The sequence below is a fragment of the Bartonella sp. B35(2025) genome (genome assembly GCF_053794465.1).
Genome location: NZ_CP200035.1, coordinates 845,790 through 866,337 on the forward strand (window position 1 = coordinate 845,790; position 20,548 = coordinate 866,337).

Annotated in this window: 15 protein-coding genes; 3 read left to right on the plus strand and 12 right to left on the minus strand. The window is 36.9% G+C overall.

What is annotated here, in order from left to right:
* Positions 1-954: 954 nt before the first annotated feature.
* The 6 genes from V4P56_RS03565 to hutI form a co-directional block, all read right to left on the minus strand.
* Positions 955-1,518, minus strand: coding sequence for a HutD/Ves family protein (locus V4P56_RS03565; RefSeq protein WP_455481579.1), 564 nt, complete (start codon positions 1,516-1,518; stop codon positions 955-957).
* A 56-nt stretch (positions 1,519-1,574) separates the two neighbouring features.
* Complete coding sequence (locus V4P56_RS03570) at positions 1,575-2,963, minus strand: amino acid permease (protein WP_455481580.1); 1,389 nt, start codon at positions 2,961-2,963, stop codon at positions 1,575-1,577.
* 112 nt (positions 2,964-3,075) lie between these two features.
* Positions 3,076-4,755 carry a urocanate hydratase gene (gene hutU / locus V4P56_RS03575; RefSeq protein WP_455481581.1) on the minus strand — a complete coding sequence of 560 codons (1,680 nt, stop codon included), beginning with the start codon at positions 4,753-4,755 and terminating at the stop codon, positions 3,076-3,078.
* 2 nt (positions 4,756-4,757) lie between these two features.
* On the minus strand, positions 4,758-5,561 hold the full coding sequence (gene hutG, locus V4P56_RS03580; protein ID WP_455481582.1) for an N-formylglutamate deformylase: 804 nt from the start codon (positions 5,559-5,561) through the stop codon (positions 4,758-4,760).
* A gap of 2 nt (positions 5,562-5,563) precedes the next feature.
* The gene (hutH, locus tag V4P56_RS03585; RefSeq protein ID WP_455481583.1) at positions 5,564-7,099 is read right to left on the minus strand and encodes a histidine ammonia-lyase; all 1,536 of its coding nucleotides are present in this window, start codon (positions 7,097-7,099) and stop codon (positions 5,564-5,566) included.
* A gap of 39 nt (positions 7,100-7,138) precedes the next feature.
* On the minus strand, positions 7,139-8,395 hold the full coding sequence (gene hutI / locus V4P56_RS03590; RefSeq protein ID WP_455481584.1) for an imidazolonepropionase: 1,257 nt from the start codon (positions 8,393-8,395) through the stop codon (positions 7,139-7,141).
* Between the two features lie 89 nt (positions 8,396-8,484).
* Between hutI and V4P56_RS03595 the strand changes: the two genes are divergently transcribed.
* Positions 8,485-9,831, plus strand: coding sequence for a formimidoylglutamate deiminase (locus V4P56_RS03595; protein ID WP_455481585.1), 1,347 nt, complete (start codon positions 8,485-8,487; stop codon positions 9,829-9,831).
* 77 nt (positions 9,832-9,908) lie between these two features.
* Positions 9,909-10,649, plus strand: a complete 741-nt coding sequence (hutC, locus tag V4P56_RS03600) for a histidine utilization repressor (RefSeq protein ID WP_455481586.1) — start codon at positions 9,909-9,911, stop codon at positions 10,647-10,649.
* A gap of 320 nt (positions 10,650-10,969) precedes the next feature.
* Here the strand turns inward: hutC and V4P56_RS03605 are convergent, their stop codons facing one another.
* Positions 10,970-11,116 carry a hypothetical protein gene (locus tag V4P56_RS03605; protein WP_455481587.1) on the minus strand — a complete coding sequence of 49 codons (147 nt, stop codon included), beginning with the start codon at positions 11,114-11,116 and terminating at the stop codon, positions 10,970-10,972.
* Positions 11,117-11,743: 627 nt separating this feature from the next.
* Between V4P56_RS03605 and V4P56_RS03610 the strand changes: the two genes are divergently transcribed.
* Positions 11,744-13,141, plus strand: coding sequence for an amino acid permease (locus tag V4P56_RS03610; protein WP_455481588.1), 1,398 nt, complete (start codon positions 11,744-11,746; stop codon positions 13,139-13,141).
* Between the two features lie 89 nt (positions 13,142-13,230).
* Here V4P56_RS03610 and ilvC read toward each other — a convergent pair whose 3' ends face one another.
* From ilvC to miaA, 5 genes are all read right to left on the minus strand, one after another.
* A complete protein-coding gene (gene ilvC / locus V4P56_RS03615; protein ID WP_455481589.1) occupies positions 13,231-14,250 on the minus strand; it encodes a ketol-acid reductoisomerase in 1,020 nt (339 codons plus the stop codon).
* A gap of 729 nt (positions 14,251-14,979) precedes the next feature.
* Complete coding sequence (locus V4P56_RS03620; RefSeq protein ID WP_455481590.1) at positions 14,980-15,714, minus strand: pyridoxine 5'-phosphate synthase; 735 nt, start codon at positions 15,712-15,714, stop codon at positions 14,980-14,982.
* A gap of 86 nt (positions 15,715-15,800) precedes the next feature.
* Positions 15,801-16,922 (minus strand): ATP-dependent DNA helicase, encoded by a 1,122-nt coding sequence (locus V4P56_RS03625; protein WP_455481591.1) that lies wholly within the window; start codon positions 16,920-16,922, stop codon positions 15,801-15,803.
* Positions 16,923-17,285: 363 nt separating this feature from the next.
* On the minus strand, positions 17,286-19,085 hold the full coding sequence (locus V4P56_RS03630) for an acetolactate synthase 3 large subunit (protein ID WP_455481592.1): 1,800 nt from the start codon (positions 19,083-19,085) through the stop codon (positions 17,286-17,288).
* A gap of 218 nt (positions 19,086-19,303) precedes the next feature.
* Positions 19,304-20,197 carry a tRNA (adenosine(37)-N6)-dimethylallyltransferase MiaA gene (gene miaA / locus V4P56_RS03635; RefSeq protein WP_455481593.1) on the minus strand — a complete coding sequence of 298 codons (894 nt, stop codon included), beginning with the start codon at positions 20,195-20,197 and terminating at the stop codon, positions 19,304-19,306.
* Between the last annotated feature and the right edge of the window lie 351 nt (positions 20,198-20,548).

Here is a 20,548-nt window from a genome sequence, read left to right on the forward strand (position 1 = left end):
CAATAAGTTAGTAGGTAACTGCATTGCACAATGCTTAATTGCAACGAAAGAAATCGCGGAATTTCAAGTTCACACTTTTTGCCTTTAATTCAGTATATTGCATAATTAAAAAATCACTCTATCTTCCCAGCATTGATAATAGAAATAAAGATGTATCTTGACCATATTATTTTATCATTTATTATGGAAAGCTAATTTTTTTCTCACCTTCACTCATGACGGCTATGCAATGATCAAATACCTAAAATAATACATGTTGGCAATGAGAAACACCCCGTTTATACTGTTGCTTTAGTCAAAAGAATATCATTATTTACTGCTCAATAATGATAAAATTTTGGTTATTAATTTGGTTATCAAGTTGATATTGTTATTTCTTTATTAACTTGAGATGTCTTTCACTGCTTTTTCCTTACCCATTTTCTACTGCTCACTTAGCTACTTTAAGATTAGAGATTTATGCACTAAGAACATTAAAAAGCTATAAAAACCTGCAAGACATAAAACAACCCCTTAACAAAGGTTAAATGATGTTGGCACTTCATCATTATCTACAATACTATCTTCCAGATATATTCTGAAAATGTTTTTGAGTGATTTCAGACATATTTTAATTTACTTTAATCATATCTAGCACCGTAGGTACACCAAGGCTCACCGTTTGCGCTACGACTAAACTAATACTTGATAAGAGAAAAGCTACATTCACAATCATATACATTTTTATCATCCCAATACCTTAGTTTCTGTCACAGCAATACGCCTGATAAAGTATTTACTATTTTCGTGTTATGCATTTGATATATTTGAGCTATACGTCCCCTTTTAGCTATTTTTCAGCCATTAAAGTTTAAAATATGTCAACTATGACAGCTCCAACTTTTGATAAATTAAAGTTAAAAATTTATTATAAATCTCTTTTTATTAAAATTAAATAATTAAGAATCAGCACTACTAATAACTATAAATTTCAATAGAGAAAACGGTCCCTTTCCCCTTATATAAACTGATTGTATCAGAATTTTCTAAAACCAATGTATCAAAGCGTGAGACATTTATTATTCTGCCTTCAAACCCTAATTTATAATCAGCATTGAATACGATAAACATATACTCAACATCTTTTTGTAATAGAAGATCTTTCTTGGTATCAATTTTCGATATATGATGGCGAAAAATCTTCCTGCGCGTCATAATATTCAGATCAATTGTTTCTCGACCATTTAAAACTGCATCTACATCCGCCTCTCCTGCAAATGTAAAAGGCTGGCTTGAATAATCAAGAACAACTGCAGGTTGACCAGCAATGTTGAGGGTAACCTGATCACCATCCAACAACACAATCGTCCGATCAATACCTTCAAAATTTGAAAAAGGGCCAGATTGACTTATCGTTGCAATGCTAAGTCGCCAATCTATTTCACCATTATCATTCAACGCAAATGCTATTTCACGTGTGCTTCCACCACCGTTTTTCCAAGACATAACTTTATATTGATCAGCTTTTAACAATTGCATTAGAGAATCTTAACTTTATTTACTAATTATAAAATTTACCTGAATTAATGATGATTTTAGTAGTGATTTTTTTTGATGACCCATCTGTCATTCTTATGCAAATATTTGATAGCACAATAACATATGGTTAGCCATATAACCCAGATCGTACCGACAATAAGTGCTGCTCTTGTAGTTTCAAATACACCTAAAAGAACAATAATAAAAACCATAAATAAGATAGCAATAATCGGGCCAATTGGCCAAAAAGGAACAGGGTATTTCAATGCTGCAACTTCACTCTTTGACATTTTCATGCGCATAAAAAATTGCGAAAGTAAGATAAAAAACCAAACAAAAACTGTTGCAAAAGTTGCCATAGCTGCGATAAGAAAAAATAGTTTTTCGTGATAATAATAATTTAGCACAACACCAGATATTAGCACCATAAACATTACCAAAACTGAAAAAATGGGTATACCGTTTTCCGAAACATAGGTAAGATGTTTTAAGGCATGACCTTCTTCTGCCAAACCATGCATCATTCGACCAGCACCAAAAAAATCACTATTGATTGCTGAAACTGCAGCTGTTATAACAATAATATTGAGAATATTAGCAGCATATTTGATACCAAGACTTTCAAAAATCGTGACAAAGGGGCTCCCATCTAGACCAATCTGATTCCATGGATAAAGTGACATCAGGACAGCCAGTGTCATGACATAAAATAATAAGATACGAAATGGTATCGCATTAATAGCCTTGGGAATATTCTGATCTGCATCTTCAGCCTCAACAGCCGTAAGACCAATGATTTCTATCCCACCAAAAGCAAAAACTACCACACTGAAAGAAGCAATAAAACCAAACCACCCATTGGGTATCCAGCCGCCATTATCCCAAAGATTGTGGATACCCGTAGATTGATGCGAATAATTACCAAAACCAAAAAATATAATAGCAATACCAGCAACAATCATTGCAATAATTGCTACTATTTTTACCGCCGATAACCAGAATTCCATTTCACCAAAAATCTTCACAGCAATTAAGTTTAAAGCTGTAATGATCAACGTGATACCCAATGTCCATATCCAAGGTGACACATCAGGATACCAAAAAGCCATATAGGTGGCAAATGCAGTAATATCGGCAAGGCATACAAGTGCCATCTCAAAAATGTAAGTCCAGCCCGTTAGAAAACCGGCAAGAGGAGTAATATAAGTGGAGGCATAACGACCAAATGAACCAGGCAGCGGATTATGTAATACCATTTCACCTAAGGCACGCATAACCATAAAAGCCATAACACCAGAAATACAATAAGCCAACAGCACGATAGGACCAGCCAATTTGATCGCACCTGCCGATCCATAAAAAAGACCAGTACCGATTGCCGAGCCAAGTGCAATAAAAAAAACATGCCGCTTGTTCAGACCCTTTTTCAAACTACGACGACCCATCCCTATTTTCTCCCATATTTTGTATTATCCATTAAAATAAAAATACAAACCTTCAGAGCAAACCACATCATTTTCCCATCTGATAGGCTTGCCTTATTGAAGAATTTTATGATCAGTTGCCCAATATACCGAGCAACCGTAAATGATGTTCCTTGGCACATTGAATTGCAATGTCGTATCCTGCATCAGCATGGCGCATAACACCAGTTGCTGGATCATTCCATAAGACACGTTCAATCCTTCGTGCTGCATTATCACTACCATCACAACAAATAACCATGCCAGAATGCTGACTGAATCCCATACCAACACCGCCGCCATGATGAAGTGAAACCCAAGTTGCACCAGATGATGTATTCAGCAATGCATTCAACAATGGCCAATCCGAAACTGCATCGGAACCATCTTTCATAGATTCAGTTTCACGGTTTGGTGATGCTACAGAACCTGAATCTAAATGGTCTCGACCAATAACAACAGGAGCAGATAATTCACCATTCTTGACCATCTCGTTAAATGCTAAACCAAGGCGATGGCGATCACCAAGACCAACCCAGCATATGCGAGCAGGTAATCCCTGAAATGCAATACGGTCACGTGCCATATCGAGCCAGTTATGCAGATGTTTATCATCTGGCATCAATTCTTTAACTTTTTGATCGGTCTTATAGATATCTTCTGGATCACCGGACAGCGCAACCCAACGGAAAGGTCCAATCCCACGGCAAAAAAGTGGCCGGATATAAGCAGGCACAAATCCAGGGAAATCGAAAGCATTTTCCAAGCCTTCATCCTTTGCTATCTGGCGTATATTGTTACCATAATCAAATGTTGGAATGCCAGCATGACAAAAATCCAGCATGGCCTGAACATGCACTTTCATCGATGCACGTGCTGCTTTTTCAACTTCAGCAGGATGGAACTCACGTCTCTCTTTCCATTGCGCCATCGTCCAACCAATTGGCAAATAACCATTGATCGGATCATGCGCAGAAGTCTGATCTGTTACCATATCTGGACGCACACCACGACGCACTATTTCTGGTAAAATTTCGGCAGCATTTCCAAGTAACCCAATAGATTTTGCAATACCTTTTGAAGTCCAGTCAGCTATCATTGCCAAAGCTTCATCAAGGTTTTCAGCTTTTTCATCAACATAACGTGTACGTAACCGGAAGTCGATGCTTTCAGGATTACATTCAATAGCCAGACACGATGCACCAGCCATAACTGCTGCAAGAGGTTGTGCCCCACCCATACCACCAAGTCCTGCTGTTAAAATCCACTTACCTTTCAGATTACCGTTGTAATGCTGGCGGCCTGCTTCGACAAAGGTTTCATAAGTACCCTGCACAATACCTTGTGAACCAATATAGATCCATGATCCTGCTGTCATTTGGCCATACATCATCAAGCCTTTTTTATCGAGCTCATTAAAATGATGCCAATTTGCCCAATGCGGTACAAGATTGGAATTAGCAATAAGCACACGTGGTGCATCTTTATGAGTGCGAAATACGCCAACAGGCTTACCTGATTGTACCAACAAGGTTTCATCATTTTCCAGTGAACGCAATGTATCAACAATACGGTCAAAATCTGCCCATGTGCGCGCTGCACGTCCAATACCACCGTAAACCACCAATTCATGTGGATTTTCCGCAACATCAGGGTGAAGATTGTTCATAAGCATTCGCAGTGGTGCTTCTGTTAACCAGCTTTTTGCCGAAATTTCATTGCCCAAAGGTGGCTTTACTTCTCGAATATTATGACGTGGATTTATTGTTTTCATTCTTACCTCCCAGTATTTGAATATGTCTTAACATCGGCTAATATGGCCTTAAGAATTGCTTTTAAATGAATCCGCAAAGCTGTTGCTTTTTCACTATCATAGGCAAAGGGTGGTTTTTCAGTTTTTAAATAAGTTGATTGTGTAAGCTCCATCTGTATAGCGTAAACCTTGTTTTCTGGATCGCCGTAATGGCGTGTCGTCCAACCACCTTTAAATCGTCCATTCAAGACATAATCATAGTCTTCGGCTTTTGCCAAAACGCCCATAACTGCTTGCTCGATAGACTTTGTTGCAGTTTTTCCACTATTTGTACCCACATTAAAATCCGGTAATTTTCCTTCAAATAAAAACGGAATATGTGACCGGATAGAATGGCAATCATATAAAACAGCAAAACCATGTATGCCCTTCACTCGATCAATTTCTGCCTGCAAAGCAGCATGATAAGGGGTATGATATTGCTTTTTTCGCTGTTCAATTTCTGCAGGATAGGGATTTTTAAGCCAGATCGGATGTCCATCAAAATCGGTCGTCGGCACAAGTGATGTCGTATTCTGTCCAGGATAAAGACTCATACCCGATGGATCACGATTTGCATCAATAACATAACGATGGAAAAGGGCATGTATGGTTGTAGCATCATCGACAAGACCATCATAAAGCTGGTTGATGTGCCAGTCTGTATCGGCAAAAATCTGCCCATTTTCGTTTAAAACATGACGAATATTTTCAGGAACAAACGTACCAGTATGCGGAAAAGCTAAGATAAGCGGACTATTACCACGCTTAATATCAAACACCTTCATCGCTAAACTTCCAAGGTAGTAAAAATGTTTTCTGGAAGCACGCTAAGTAGTGTACCCTCAGCCACAAGTTTCTGCACCTTTTCTAAGTCTAGCGCCATATAGCGATCAGTTTCAAGAGTAGCAACATCTTTGCGTAATCTGTCGATAACTGATAATAATAGTGGGCTAGTCTTGAGTGGCGCACGAAATTCTACCCCCTGTGCCGCAGCAATGATTTCAATCCCAATAATACCAAACAGGTTGTCACTCATTTTCAAAAGACGACGAGCACCATGGCAAGCCATAGAAACATGATCTTCCTGATTTGCCGAAGTTGGTGTAGAATCGACAGAAGCTGGATGCGCCATCTGCTTATTCTCAGACATTAAAGCCGCGGATGTTACCTCAGCAATCATCAATCCAGAATTGAGTCCCGGTTTTTTAGCTAAAAATGCCGGTAAACCATATGATAAAGCTGGATCCATCATTAATGCGATGCGGCGTTGTGCGATAGCACCAATTTCGCAAAGGGCAAGAGCAATCTGGTCAGCTGCAAATGCTACCGGCTCTGCATGAAAATTTCCACCTGATACAACTGTATTATCACTCAATACTAGCGGATTATCAGTTACAGCATTAGCTTCAATGATAAGTGTTTTGGCTGCTGCTGAAAGAATATCGTAACAAGCTCCACTAACCTGAGGTTGGCAACGAATACAGTAAGGATCCTGTACTCGCTCATCATTGTTAAGATGACTGATACGTATTTGTGAACCTTCGAGCAATTTGCGCAAAGTTTGTGTGATAACAATCTGCCCCTTATGTCCCCGCAAGCTATGAATATCTGGATGAAAAGGCGCTAATAACCCCATGGCTGCATCCGTTGACATTGCTCCTGCCAACAGTGCACCACATAATGCACGATAGCCGCGAAATAAACCAGCTAAAGCAAGTGCAGTAGATGTCTGTGTGCCGTTAATCAAAGCTAATCCTTCTTTAGCTTGCAATACTACCGGTTTCAGCCCTGCTCTTACTAAAGCATCAGCACCACTCATACGGTTATTCTGATAAAAAGCCTCACCCTCCCCCATCAAAACAGCAGCCATATGCGCTAATGGAGCTAGATCACCGGAGGCACCAACTGATCCCTTTTCAGGAATAATAGGAATAACACCTTTTTCTAGCATCGATTCGATTAATGCGATTAATTCTGTCCTTACACCTGAAGCACCCCGACCAAGGGAAATCAGCTTAAGAGTCATAATCAACCGCACGATATTTTCAGGAAGAGGATCCCCTACACCACAACAATGTGACAAAATAAGATTTCTTTGTAAGGTTGCTACATCATCTGCATTAATTTTGATAGAAGCCAGTTTGCCAAAACCGGTATTCACACCATAAACAGGCTCGTCCCCCGCCGCGATTTCCGCAATGCGAGCCGCACTTTTTTCAATGGCTGTGCATGTATCTGGATCAAGTTTGCATACAGTACCATGCCAATAAACCGTTTCCAATATATCAAGGGAAACGTGCCCTGGTTTCAGAATATGTTTCATAATTTCCTCCCTCGGCAATTGCCGGAATCAAATTCACTTTTAAGAAAAGGGGGCCAGTGACCGGTAATGGGCATGAAGGGGATTGAATCCTATGCGGTAGACAAGCTCCGCAGGCTCTTCAATATCCCATACTGCAAAGTCGGCACGCTTGCCTTTTTCAAGAGTGCCACAATATTTCAAAATGCCCAGCGCACGTGCTGCCTCACGTGTGACCGCACGTAGACATTCATCAACACGAATACCAAAAAGCGTTGCCGCCATATTCATCGTGAGAAGCAATGACATCAGTGGTGAAGTACCGGGATTACAATCAGTAGCTAAAGCAATGGGTACATTTGCTGCACGCAAAAGAGCAATTGGGGGTCTTCGTGTTTCGTGGATCGTGTAAAAAGCGCCCGGTAAAATAACTGCAACAGTACCTGCATCAGCCATAGCCTGAACCCCAGCTTCGTCGAGATATTCAAGATGATCAGCAGACAAAGCACCATAGGAGGCTGCAAGTTTGGCTCCACCAAGATTGCTTAATTGCTCTGCATGTAATTTGACTGGTAACCCAAACTCTCTCGCTTTATCGAAAACACGTGCAATCTGATCTGGCGAAAAGGCAATATTTTCACAAAATCCATCGACAGCATCAATAAGACCTTCAGCTTGACCACGTTCGATAACTGGAAAAACCACCTCATTAATATAATCATCCATACGATTCTTATAGAGCGGTGGTACTGCATGAGCAGCAAGGCAGGTTGTACATACATGAACAGACCGTAGATGCGCGATCATTTTAGCTGCGCGTAACATATTCAATTCAGCTTCAACTGAAAGGCCGTAACCGGATTTAATTTCAATCGTCGTCACACCTTCACTCAGTAAATGATCGAGACGTGGTAAAGCCGAAGCTGCCAATTCATCTACCGACATAGATTTTGTAGCTGATACTGTAGAAGCGATACCACCACCTGCGCGTGCTATCTCTTCGTAAGAAGCCCCCTCCAACCGCATTTCAAATTCTTTTGCACGGTTTCCGCCATAGATAATATGCGTATGGCAATCAATAAGTCCCGGTGTAACCCAACGCTGCTCTAAATCGACAATACGCGTATTGTCTTGAATTTCCCCAAGCCCAGCAGAAGGCCCACAATAGAGAATCAGCCCATTTTCAACGTATAATGTACCATCTTCAACAATGCCAATTCCTTGACAATCCGAGGCCATAGTCATGATACGCGCATTTTTAAACAAAATCCAACCATTGCTCAATTCTTCGAAATGGGCATGTGACATGATTTTTTCCATTGCGGCCTCCCTGAATGCCGCTATAATGTATATACATAATATTTGTCTTGGCAAGCTCATTTTGACAAGCTTGCGATTTGGAGAACGTAATGCACAAAATTTTTTCAGATACTGTTTTGGTTGGAAATGCTTGGCAACATAATGTAACCCTGTGCGTAGAAAATGGTATCATTAATTCTATAATGGCTGATACAAAACCAACAGATAATGCATACCATTATCAGATACTAGTTGCTGGTATGCCGAATCTACACAGCCATGCTTTCCAGCGTGCAATGGCCGGTTTTGCTGAGCGTCGCGGCAGCACAACAGATAGTTTCTGGAGCTGGCGCACCGAAATGTATCGGCTTGCACTTTCTATAACTCCCCAGCAACTGGAAGATATTGCTAGTCAGCTTTATATGGAAATGCTGGAGGCTGGTTTTACACGCATAGGAGAATTTCATTATCTGCACCACAATATTGATGGTCAAAACTATGACGATATTGGCGAAATGGCCGGAAGCATTGCAGCTGCTGCCCAAAAGACATCAATACGTCTAACACTTTTACCAGTATTCTATGCCCATGCTGGATTTGGTGGACTCGACCCGATTGATGGGCAAAAACGTTTTATCAATACACCAGAAAATTTTGATAAAATTCTAACATCATGTAAACAGCATTTAAAACAGCTTGACGGTTCTGTACTCGGTATTGCACCGCACAGTTTACGCGCGATTACACCACAGGAATTAGAATCTATTTTGCCTATGGCTGAAGGCGGCCCTATACACATCCACATTGCCGAACAAATAAAAGAAGTAGAAGACTGCTTGGCTTGGTCAGGACAACGGCCCGTAGAATGGTTGCTTACACACCAACCCGTTGATGAAAAATGGTGCCTTATACATGCTACCCACATGACCAAACAAGAAACAAAAAACACCGTTCTAACTGATGCAATTGTCGGTCTTTGCCCAATAACAGAAGGAAATCTAGGTGATGGTATTTTCAATGGTTTAGAATTTCTCGATTATGGCGGTACTTACGGCATTGGCTCAGACTCAAATATCTGTATTTCTGTCGATCAGGAATTGCGTCAGCTAGAATATTCATTGCGATTAAAAAATCACATGCGCAATGTAATCTCGATGCCTAAGCAGTCCAATGGCTTTAATCTTTATACAAAAGCTGTTTTAGGTGGAGATAGAGCGCTGGGCGCCAAAAGTGCATTACATGTAGGACAACCGGCAGATTTCGTAGCACTTGACCGCCGAGGGCAAGATTGGCTTGTGGATGACGAAATTTTGGATAATTGGATTTTCACTGGTAATATAGCCGTAGAAAGTGTTTGGATCGGTGGCCATGAAATCGTCAAAAATGGTCAACATCATGCACGATCATCAATAACAGGCGCATTTCAAAAAACCATGCGTTCTTTATTTGAAAAATAACATTATTGATCTATGTTTGTTGTGATCTGTACTAACTATGCTTTGCCTGATGTAATCTAATCTAATAAAATAGGATCATGTCAGACAAAGAAGATCAAACGCTGCACCAGCGTATTTTAAATGAAATCCAGAATAATATTTTGTCAGGGGCTTGGCCGCCGGGATACCGTTTGCCATTTGAAATTGATTTAGCCAAACATTATGGCTGTTCACGTATGACAGTCAATAAAGTTATGACCCAGCTTGCTACGGCTGGTATGGTGGAACGTCGACGCAAATCAGGTACGTTTGTTCGTGTACCTCAAAGCCAGTCAGCTATTTTACCTATTAATGAAATTGCAACGGAGGTCGCAACTATGAATCTTGATTATAGTTGGACTATTCTTGCACAAGAAAAACGTAAAGCAAAACAAAAAGAAAAACAAATATTAGGTCTGAAACAAGGTGGTATGGTTCTTGCGATAAGTTGCCTTCACCTTGCCAATGCACGACCATTTTGCCTAGAACGACGTCTTATCAATCTTGAAACTATACCTGATGCTGAAAATGCTGATTTCGCAGCAACCGCACCAGGAAACTGGTTGATTAAGATGGTTCCATGGAGTGCAGCAGAAAATCGTATTTCAGCCATATCGGCTAATTTGGAAACAGCTCGAATATTGCAAATCTCCGAGCGTGATGCATGCCTTCTTGTCGAACGTCTAACCCGCAATCACGGCGGTGTTGTGACAAAAGTTAAGCTTCTCTATGCCGGTAACAGACACTCTATTGTTGCCCAATTCAAGCCTACACTCGACCACTTACCAACAATAAGCTAATGATTACAATTTCAATGTAGTAATGAATGCAAAAAAATTGCTGGAAAGTTTTATTTTCAGCATGGTAAAAGGCATTATCTGAATACCTTCTTTGTCAATCTTTCCTTTTTGTAGAAAGATAATCTGAATTGAAACATTCTAGATAAGTTTTACCTCATGTGTCATCAGTATCATATTTCGTTTCTCATCTGCCAATTTACCAATAACATTCAGTACTTTTTTACAAATTTAGAACCTAACCTAAGGCCAATATCGATTCATAAAAAAAGAAACACCTTTTGATCTATACACAAAATGTACACAATCGTGATATGCTGTTATTAGCCATAAGAAAAAATTAGATACTGATTCTTATGACTATAAAGGTCAACAATCTGCAAAAGCTGTGCAGCTTCACTAATTTCTTCTTTGTGCTGCATATCAAAGACATGGGTTAAAATTTCTATAACATTTTTTAATCTCACCACATGTCGAAAAAATTTGAATCTTTAAATACCACAGAAAGTTAAGCACGGACATACCCCGTCCAAGCTAACACTTGCCAACAAAGCGAAAGTTGTCATCTCCGTTGATACAACTTTGTTTTTTATTCAACATCTTTAAAAAATTATACAACCAGTAAAATACAATCAGTGCGAAATCAGCCTATCCCTACTTTAAGGCATAATTAAAGATTTCAAGAAACTCTTCTTGCTTTTAACTGAATCTGTTATCGTTTAAATTAGACTTCCTATATTTCCAAATAACTTTGCTGTAACCTATAGCATTCAGCATAACATTTTGACAGTTTCTTGACTCTACTCAGTAATTCATAGCAATTGTAACAATTACTATGAATTCTATCAGCTATAGTATATTGATTACCCTATATCGTCTACAGTGCAAAATTTCACATCAAAATTTTCATAATATTGTTAATAAATAGATAATTTTAGCAATACTGTATTAATTCTTTCTCTACAGTAATTTATTTGAATCCATAAAAGTTATTAAAAACATTTTTCTCCTTTACGACTCATTCATATCATGCTTCCATATAAGAAATTGCTTTTTTTGGTATAATTTTAACCTTAAAATAAAGGGAACCTCAAAAAATGAGTTTTAAACAAAATATAGATGGAAATTATAATAAAAAGTTGCGTCGTGAGCTAACTACACGCCATGTGCAACTTATCGCCATCAGTGGTGCTATCGGAACAGGTCTTTTCATGGGATCAGGAAAAACTATTAGTGTTGCTGGCCCTTCAATTATATTAGTCTATGCTATTATTAGTATTTTCCTCTATTTTGTGATGCGTGCTATGGGAGAATTGCTACTATCCAATTTAGAATACCGATCCTTTATTGATTTTTCAACTGATTTACTAGGATCAGGAGCTGGTTTTTTTATTGGATGGAGCTATTGGTTATGTTGGATCGTAGCCGGAATCGCAGACATTATCGCTATCATTAGTTATACACACTTATGGTGGCCTACACTTGATCCGTGGATTATTGTTCTAAGTTGTATCACTTTCTTTTTAATATTTAATCTTTTAGCTGTAAAATTATTCGGTGAGCTTGAATTTTGGTTTGGTCTCATCAAAATTATAACAATTGTAGCATTAATTATTGTAGGATTTTTTATGATATTTGCCGGTTATACTTCTCCAAACGGCACTGTAGCTTCTCTTAATCATGTATGGAACGATGGAAATATCTTTCCTAAAGGAATTACAGGATTTTTTACTGGATTTCAAATTGCTATCTTTGCTTTTGTTGGTCTAGAACTTGCAGGAACAGCTGCAGCTGAAGTTAAAGATCCTGAAAAAGTTTTACCAAAAGCAATTAATTCAATACCCATTCGTATTGTACTATTTTATATATTTTCTCTTATTGTGATTATGTCAGTCACACCTTGGGATCAAGTTGTACCAGAAAAAAGCCCATTTGTAACAATGTTTTTACTTGCTGGTATTCCAATAGCTGCTGGTTTAGTGAATTTTGTTGTTCTCACATCAGCCGCATCTTCTGCAAACAGTGGTATTTTTTCTACCAGTCGCATGGTATATGGACTTGCAACTCAACGAGGAGCTCCTCAGCTTTTTGGAAAACTTTCCAATAACCATGTTCCTGCTAACGCATTATTCTTTTCTTGCATATGTATTTTATTGGGATATATAATCGCATCACTATCCCCTACTATCGTGGGTGCTTTTACAGTCGTGACCACTATGTCAGCGATCTTATCTATCTTTGTGTGGTCCATAATTTTAATTAGCTACATTGTTTATCGCCGCACTCGTCCTATACAACATGCTACATCCACCTATAAAATGCCTGGAGGCGTTATTATGTGTTGTGCTATTTTAGTCTTCTTTGCTTTTATTATCTTTTTATTAACATTAGATGCAGATACTTTTATAGCTTTAAAGTACGCTCCATTATGGTTTATTTTCTTAGGAATTACGTATTTTATATCTAAAAAAAATATTATGAGATCTAAAAAATAGAAATTATGTATAGAAAACAGATCAAAAAAAGGCAACAAAAGTTGCCTTTTTATATATAACATGATGGTCTTTATAATAATTCAATAAGCTTAGTTACGTTCTTTATCAACTAAAGCATTAGATGCAATCCAAGGCATCATCGTGCGGAGTTTTTTACCAACTTCTTCAATAGGGTGATTATCATTTAATCTACGCATACTCTTAAAATGGGCAGCACCAGCTTTGTATTCTTGAATCCAATTTGATGTAAATTTACCTGTTTGAATGTCTTTTAAAATACGTCTCATTTCCGCTTTAGTTTTATCAGTAATTATGCGCGGACCAGACATATATTCACCCCACTCAGCAGTATTAGAAATTGAATAATTCATATTAGCAATACCACCTTCATAAATGAGGTCTACAACCAGTTTAACCTCATGTAAACACTCAAAATAAGCCATTTCTGGTGCATAACCTGCTTCCGTTAATGTTTCAAAACCTGCACGAATAAGCTCAACAAGCCCACCACAAAGAACAGCTTGTTCACCAAAAAGATCTGTTTCACATTCTTCTTTAAAAGTTGTTTCAATGACACCAGCACGTCCACCACCAATACCACAAGCATAAGACAATGCTATATCATGAGCATAACCTGAAGCATCTTGTGCAATAGCAATTAAGCAAGGAACACCACCACCATGTTGATATTCATTGCGAACTGTATGACCTGGACCTTTGGGAGCAATCATCACAACATCAACTGTTTTTTTAGCTTCAATTAAACCAAAATGAATACTTAAACCATGAGCAAAAGCAATTGCTGTCCCATCACGTAAATGATCATGAATATGCTCTTTATAAATGTCAGCTTGTAATTCATCAGGTGTTGCCATCATAATAAGATCTGCCCATTTTGCTGCTTCAGCAACACTAACAACTTCAAAACCATCTATGGTAGCCTTTTTAGCTGTTTCCGATCCTAAGTGCAAAGCAATTTGCATATTTTGAACACCAGAATCTTTTAAATTTAAGGCATGTGCACGTCCCTGTGAACCATAACCAACAATGGCTACTTTTTTTTCTTTAATCAATTCAATATTCGCATCACAATCATAATAAACACGCATGAAAGTACTTCCTTATATTTATTTTGAAAATAATTCAAAATATCTGTAAATTATTTTTTATATTATAAATAATAAATATTATATTACATAAGTAATTTATTAAATTATTAATTTAATAAATAAATATAATTTATATAAAAACCTTTTTGTTTATAAAATACTCTTATTTGTTTATAAAATACTCTTAAATAAAATAAATAAAAAATATAAATTAATATTATATTTTTAAAATAATAATTAATTAATATAAATATATACTATAAAATATATTATTATTTTACTTAATAATACATTATATTCTTAAAATTAAGATACATTATGCAGTTATATATAAACAAAATTAAAACGGATAATAAGAAAAATTATAAAATGAACATAATAGCTTTTTACACTTTAGCATAAAAAATTAACTTTTCCTTTCTCAGAAAAAATACCATTTATATAATCTTATATATTTTTTTGACAAAAAGTTCTTTCAAAAATTTAATATTTTTATGTAAAGATCACATAAAAATATATCAACTAAAATATCTTCATAACTGATAACATCAACACAGAAGCATTTAATATACTAAAAATGCAGAAAAATGGAGAACTATAACTATAAATGAATACACACTAAAAATATAGCGATGTTATTTATGGAAGTATGTGAAAAACCATTCTATTGGGATACAAATAGCAAAATTTTATAAAATCTCATCCCACAAATTTAATAAAGAAAAAAGATTACAGCAATAACCGAATAAAACGCTGAACAGTCTCATACATTCCATACTCCAATGCATCAGCAATAAGCCCATGACCAATAGAAACTTCATCAAGCCAAGGAATCTGATTAACAAGAGCAGGAAGATTAGCAATCGTCAAATCGTGACCTGCGTTAACACCTAATTGTAGCTCTTTTGCTTTTTTTGCCGCTAAAGTAAGTTTATTTAACTCGTGATCTTGTTTTGCTTTATCTTTAAACGCACCGCCATAAAGACCAGTATAAAACTCTACACGATCAGCACCAATCGCTTTAGCAATATCCAAACCATCTACAACAGGATCAGCAAATAACGATACACGAATTTTTCTTTCTTTTAAACGCTGAACAATAGGTGCCAAAAATTCTGCATTACGAGCAAAATCCCAACCATGATCAGAAGTTGATTGCGTTGGGTTATCAGGAACAAGGGTAATCTGGCTAGCATATTTTTCTGCTAAATCCAAAAATTTCTTGCTTGGATAACCTTCAATATTAAACTCTGCAGTAGAAAAAGTACTGTTAATTAAATAATATATGTCTGGTAAATCAGTAAAACGAATATGCCGTTCATCTGCTCGCGGATGAACTGTTAAACCAGATGCACCAGCTGTAAGTGCTATATGTCCGATATTTTTGATATTTGGCCAAGGAAGGTTACGTCGATTGCGTAAAACAGCAATAGCATTAAGATTAACTGAAAGTTTTACTGCCATACACACTCCCGTTTTCATACATAATTTTAAAGACAGAAAAAAAATACATTTCCCAACATAACCTCAGACAATAAAAATATTTTCCTTTATCGAATAATTGTTAAACGCTCCACCGCACGTGTAATTCCAGTATAAAGCCAACGTGCATATATTTCACGAAATGCAAAACTTTCATCAAATAAAACCACATTATCCCATTGGGATCCTTGCGCTTTATGAACAGTTAACGCATACCCATAATCAAAATCATCATATCTTTTTTTAAACTGCCATGAAACCTCATTATGAGGGTTCTCAAATACTGCTTTTAAAAGCTTAATTTTCGCTATCCCACGCTCACTTTCTTCCGGTTTAATAAGAAGATTAATACTCGGTTTAACTGTTTCTTTTTGAGAAGTTACGACTTTCCATAAAGAACCATTCAATAAGCTTTTAGCAGGATCATTACGCAAACAAACAAGCTTATCTCCTGCTTGTGGATAATCTGCCGTAAATCCCTTCAACTCACGCAAACGTTTATTATAGAGGTAACGTGTTCGGTTAACCCCTACTAAAAGCTGATCAGCGTCCAAAACCAATTGTTGATCTACCTCTTTTCGTTTAATAACGCATGCTGCCCCATAATCACCATAAGCGATATCACGTCCTTCACGTACATCCATAGCTAAACGAACAATCGGATTATCACGCGCTTGTCGATGAATTTCTGAAAGAAGAAAATCTGGTGTACCATTAGAAAAAAAACCACCACCCGATATAGGAGGTAACTGACCTGGATCACCAAGAACAAGAATTGGTGTCCGAAAGCTCATTAAATCATGTGCTAACTGTTCATCTACCATTGAACACTCATCAACAATGATAAGTTTCGCTTGTGCCGCAGAACTCCTCTTATTCAATACAAATGTTGGTGTGATAGATTTCTTTCCTGTTATTTCATCAGAAACTTCTTCTTCTCCACGCGGACAATAAATCAGAGAATGAATAGTACAAGCATTACTTGCACCTTTAGATCGTAAAACTTGAGCTGCTTTACCGGTAAACGCAGTAAACTGGACAGATCCATCAACTGTTTCGGCAAAATAGCGAGCAAGCGTCGTCTTCCCCGTTCCTGCATAGCCAAAAAGGCGAAAAATAGGAGAACGCCCATCCTTTAACCAATTGGAGACAGCCTTCAATGCATTATTCTGTTCCAGAGAAAACTGCATAGTTTACCAAAATAAGATTTGTACCAAAAGAGCAAGTATTTTTACAGCAAAATTTCTATCAAAAAAACCTTATCCCTCAGAGTTTTTAATACACAGATATCTAGCTATTCTTACATAGCAAGCACCAACCATCGAAACAATGACTTTCAAACAAAATAATTCCAAAATCTATAACACATTCTACACAAATAAAATTTTTACCAACCATCTTGATCAAATATTATTTTTATTGAGGAAAATAACTTTTCCTACAGTAAATACACACAGCAACTCCAAAATGGCTCATATATGAGCATTGTTTTCAGAACTAAAAAAACAACTAAAATAAAAATCTAAATCTGTATAATCATAACCATAGATTCCTTATACAAAAAATTGTCCTTCAGCAGGAATAGCATTAGCAACTGCTTCATCATTAGCCTCATCAGGCAACAACATTTCATTATGTGCACGCCCAGAAGGAATCATTGGAAAACAATTTTCTAAATTATCAACCCGGCAATCGAAAAGAACTGGTTTATTATAATTAATCATTTGTTTAATTTTTTCATCCAATTCATCTGCTTTTGAACAATAGAGACCAACCGCTCCATAAGCTTCTGCCAATTTCACAAAATTTGGCATTGATTCCATATAAGAATGAGAAAGACGATTGCCATGTAGCAATTGCTGCCATTGACGAACCATGCCCATGTACTGATTATTTAAAATAAAAACTTTCACAGGTACATTGTGCTGAATTGCTGTTGCAAGTTCTTGAATATTCATCTGTATTGAAGCATCACCAGAAATACATAAAACAAGTGCATTAGGATGTGCTATTTGAACACCAATAGCAGCAGGTAAACCATAACCCATAGTTCCAAGACCACCAGAAGTTACCCAATGGTTTGGTTTATCAAAGCGATAATATTGTGCAGCCCACATTTGATGTTGTCCAACATCAGTTGTAATATAAGCATTCGTATCTTTAGTAAGAAAGTAAAGCCGTTCAATAGCATATTGTGGCAGGATAACATCTTTCTTCTCAGCGTATGCTAATGAATTACGAGCTCTCCAACGATTAATTTGCATCCACCACGAATCACGATCTTCACTTTTAAATATTGGTTTGTACGTACGCAAACGTTGAACCATATCTCGCAAAACACAGGCTATATCACCAATAAGTGGAACATCTGCTTTTACTATCTTATTAATGGAAGAAGGATCAATATCAATATGGATAATGCGTGCATAAGGAGCAAACGCATCAAGCCTCCCAGTAATACGATCATCAAACCGTGCACCAATAGCTAACATAACATCACAATCATGCATAGCCATATTGGCTTCATAGGTTCCATGCATCCCAAGCATTCCAAGCCAATTTTTGCTAGAAGCTGGATAAGCACCAAGCCCCATTAATGTTGAAGTGATCGGAAAATCTCCCAACTGAACCAAATCACGCAAAAGCTGTACTGCTTCAGATCCTGATGAAATAACACCACCACCAGAATAAATAACAGGCCGTCTTGCTTTGGCCAAAAAAGAAACAGCAGATTCAATAGCTTTATTATTCTCTTTTGGCTGTGGATAAGAATACATAAATTCTGCTATCTTAGGTGCTTTATAAACACCCAAAGCAAATTGAATATCCTTAGGAATATCGATCAAAACTGGTCCTGGACATCCTGATTGAGCAACATAAAAAGCTTCATGAATAGCCGCTGCAAGATCATTCACATCTTTAATTAAATAATTATGTTTAGTACAGGGTTTTGTAATATCAACTGTATTAGCCTCTTGAAAAGCATTTGTTCCAATCACAGTTGTTGGTACCTGACCAGAAAAACAAATAATGGGAACAGAATCCATTAATGCATCTTGAAGAGGTGTTATGGCATTAGTTACACCTGGACCAGAAGTTACAAGCATAACGCCTACTTTTCCTGTACTTCGTGAATACCCCTCTGCAGCATGACCTGCTGCTTGTTCATGACGCACTAAAATATGTTGAATTGAATCCTGTTGGTAAATAATATCAAAAATAGGGAGGACAGCACCACCAGGATAACCAAAAAGATGTTCAACTCCTTGATCAATAAGAGCTTGAATCACTATTTCAGCTCCTGACATTATTTTCCCATCGGCACTCTCTTTTGTTCCTTGATGATTTGTCATTTTTCCCACTCATTCATTTCATAATACAATAAAAGAAGGCCCCTTTAGGAGCCTATTACACACAAAAACATACACCGTATGATGCCCCCCCATTGTTTGATACCCTACCAAAAAGGATATTTCCTAAAAAAGGTTTTAATTCCATCAATATTAATATTATTCGTCAATCACAAATTACCTTACTAAAAATTTTCCATTCAAGCCAGTATCCAATTATCTTAAAATGCTTTTAAATTTTCTGAAGAAATAATCGTCCATTTTTCATCAAATTGATTTCGAAACCACGTCATTTGTCTTTTTGCATATCTCCTTGTTTGTGTCTTTGCTATCTCCAGAGCATCCTCAAAACTTTTATATCCATCTAAATAAGCTATTAACTCACGCATACCAATAGCTTTCATTGCTGGCAATAAGGGAGAAAGCATGAGATTTTTTATAGCAACCACCTCTTTTAAAGCTCCTTTCTTAACCATATCATTAAACCGTTTATTAATGTACTCATAAAGCAATTGACGTGGAGGAATGAGAAGAATTTTTTCTGAACAATCTTGCATAATCAGAGGCGTTGTTTTTTTCTTATGCCACCAACTTAACTTTTTACCAGTCGCTTCATAAACTTCCAAAGCACGTATGATACGTTGACCATCTTGTGAGGAAATTTTTTTAGAAAGACAAGCATCAACCTGCAATAACTGCTGATAAAGACTTTCTGCTCCTTCTTCATTAAGCCGAAGTCGCCATTTTTGCCGTACAACATCTGGAACATGAGGAATTTCCGAAATACCTTCTAAAAGAGCACGAAAATAAAGTCCTGTTCCGCCAACAAAAATAAGTGATTTCGACTCTAATATACTTAAAAGCTTACCAACATCATGTAACCACTGACCCACTGAATAATGAATAGCAGGATTCACATAGCCATAGAGGTAATGCGGAACAATTGTCATATCTTCTTTTGTTGGCCGCGCTGTTAAAATATTTAATATATCATAAATTTGCATAGAATCTGTATTGATGATAACAGCATTTTTTTCTTGAGCTATTTTTAATGCTAACGCCGATTTCCCACTTGCAGTGGGACCTGCTATCAATGTAATCGTTCTTTGTGTCATGAATGAAAACCTTTTATGCCCATCAATCACAACTTATTGCAATTACCTATAGCTACCTTAAATCTCACCTACGATACCATATCATATCATAGCATCAATTCTTTTAAATGGGCATACAAACAATACTTATTCATTTATTAAGAAAGAAATATACCTAGAGCAAATTTTCATCTATTTAGAAGAATAAAAATCCTACACAAGAATATTTAAAGTACTTTCCATAATAATATCTGTCTAATGATAGTTTAGACAAAAATAAATCCTCTAAATAAATACTAATAATAAAAAACACTTGCAATTATACATAAAACAATACTTCATATCAGATAATTTTTCTATTTAATATAAAAG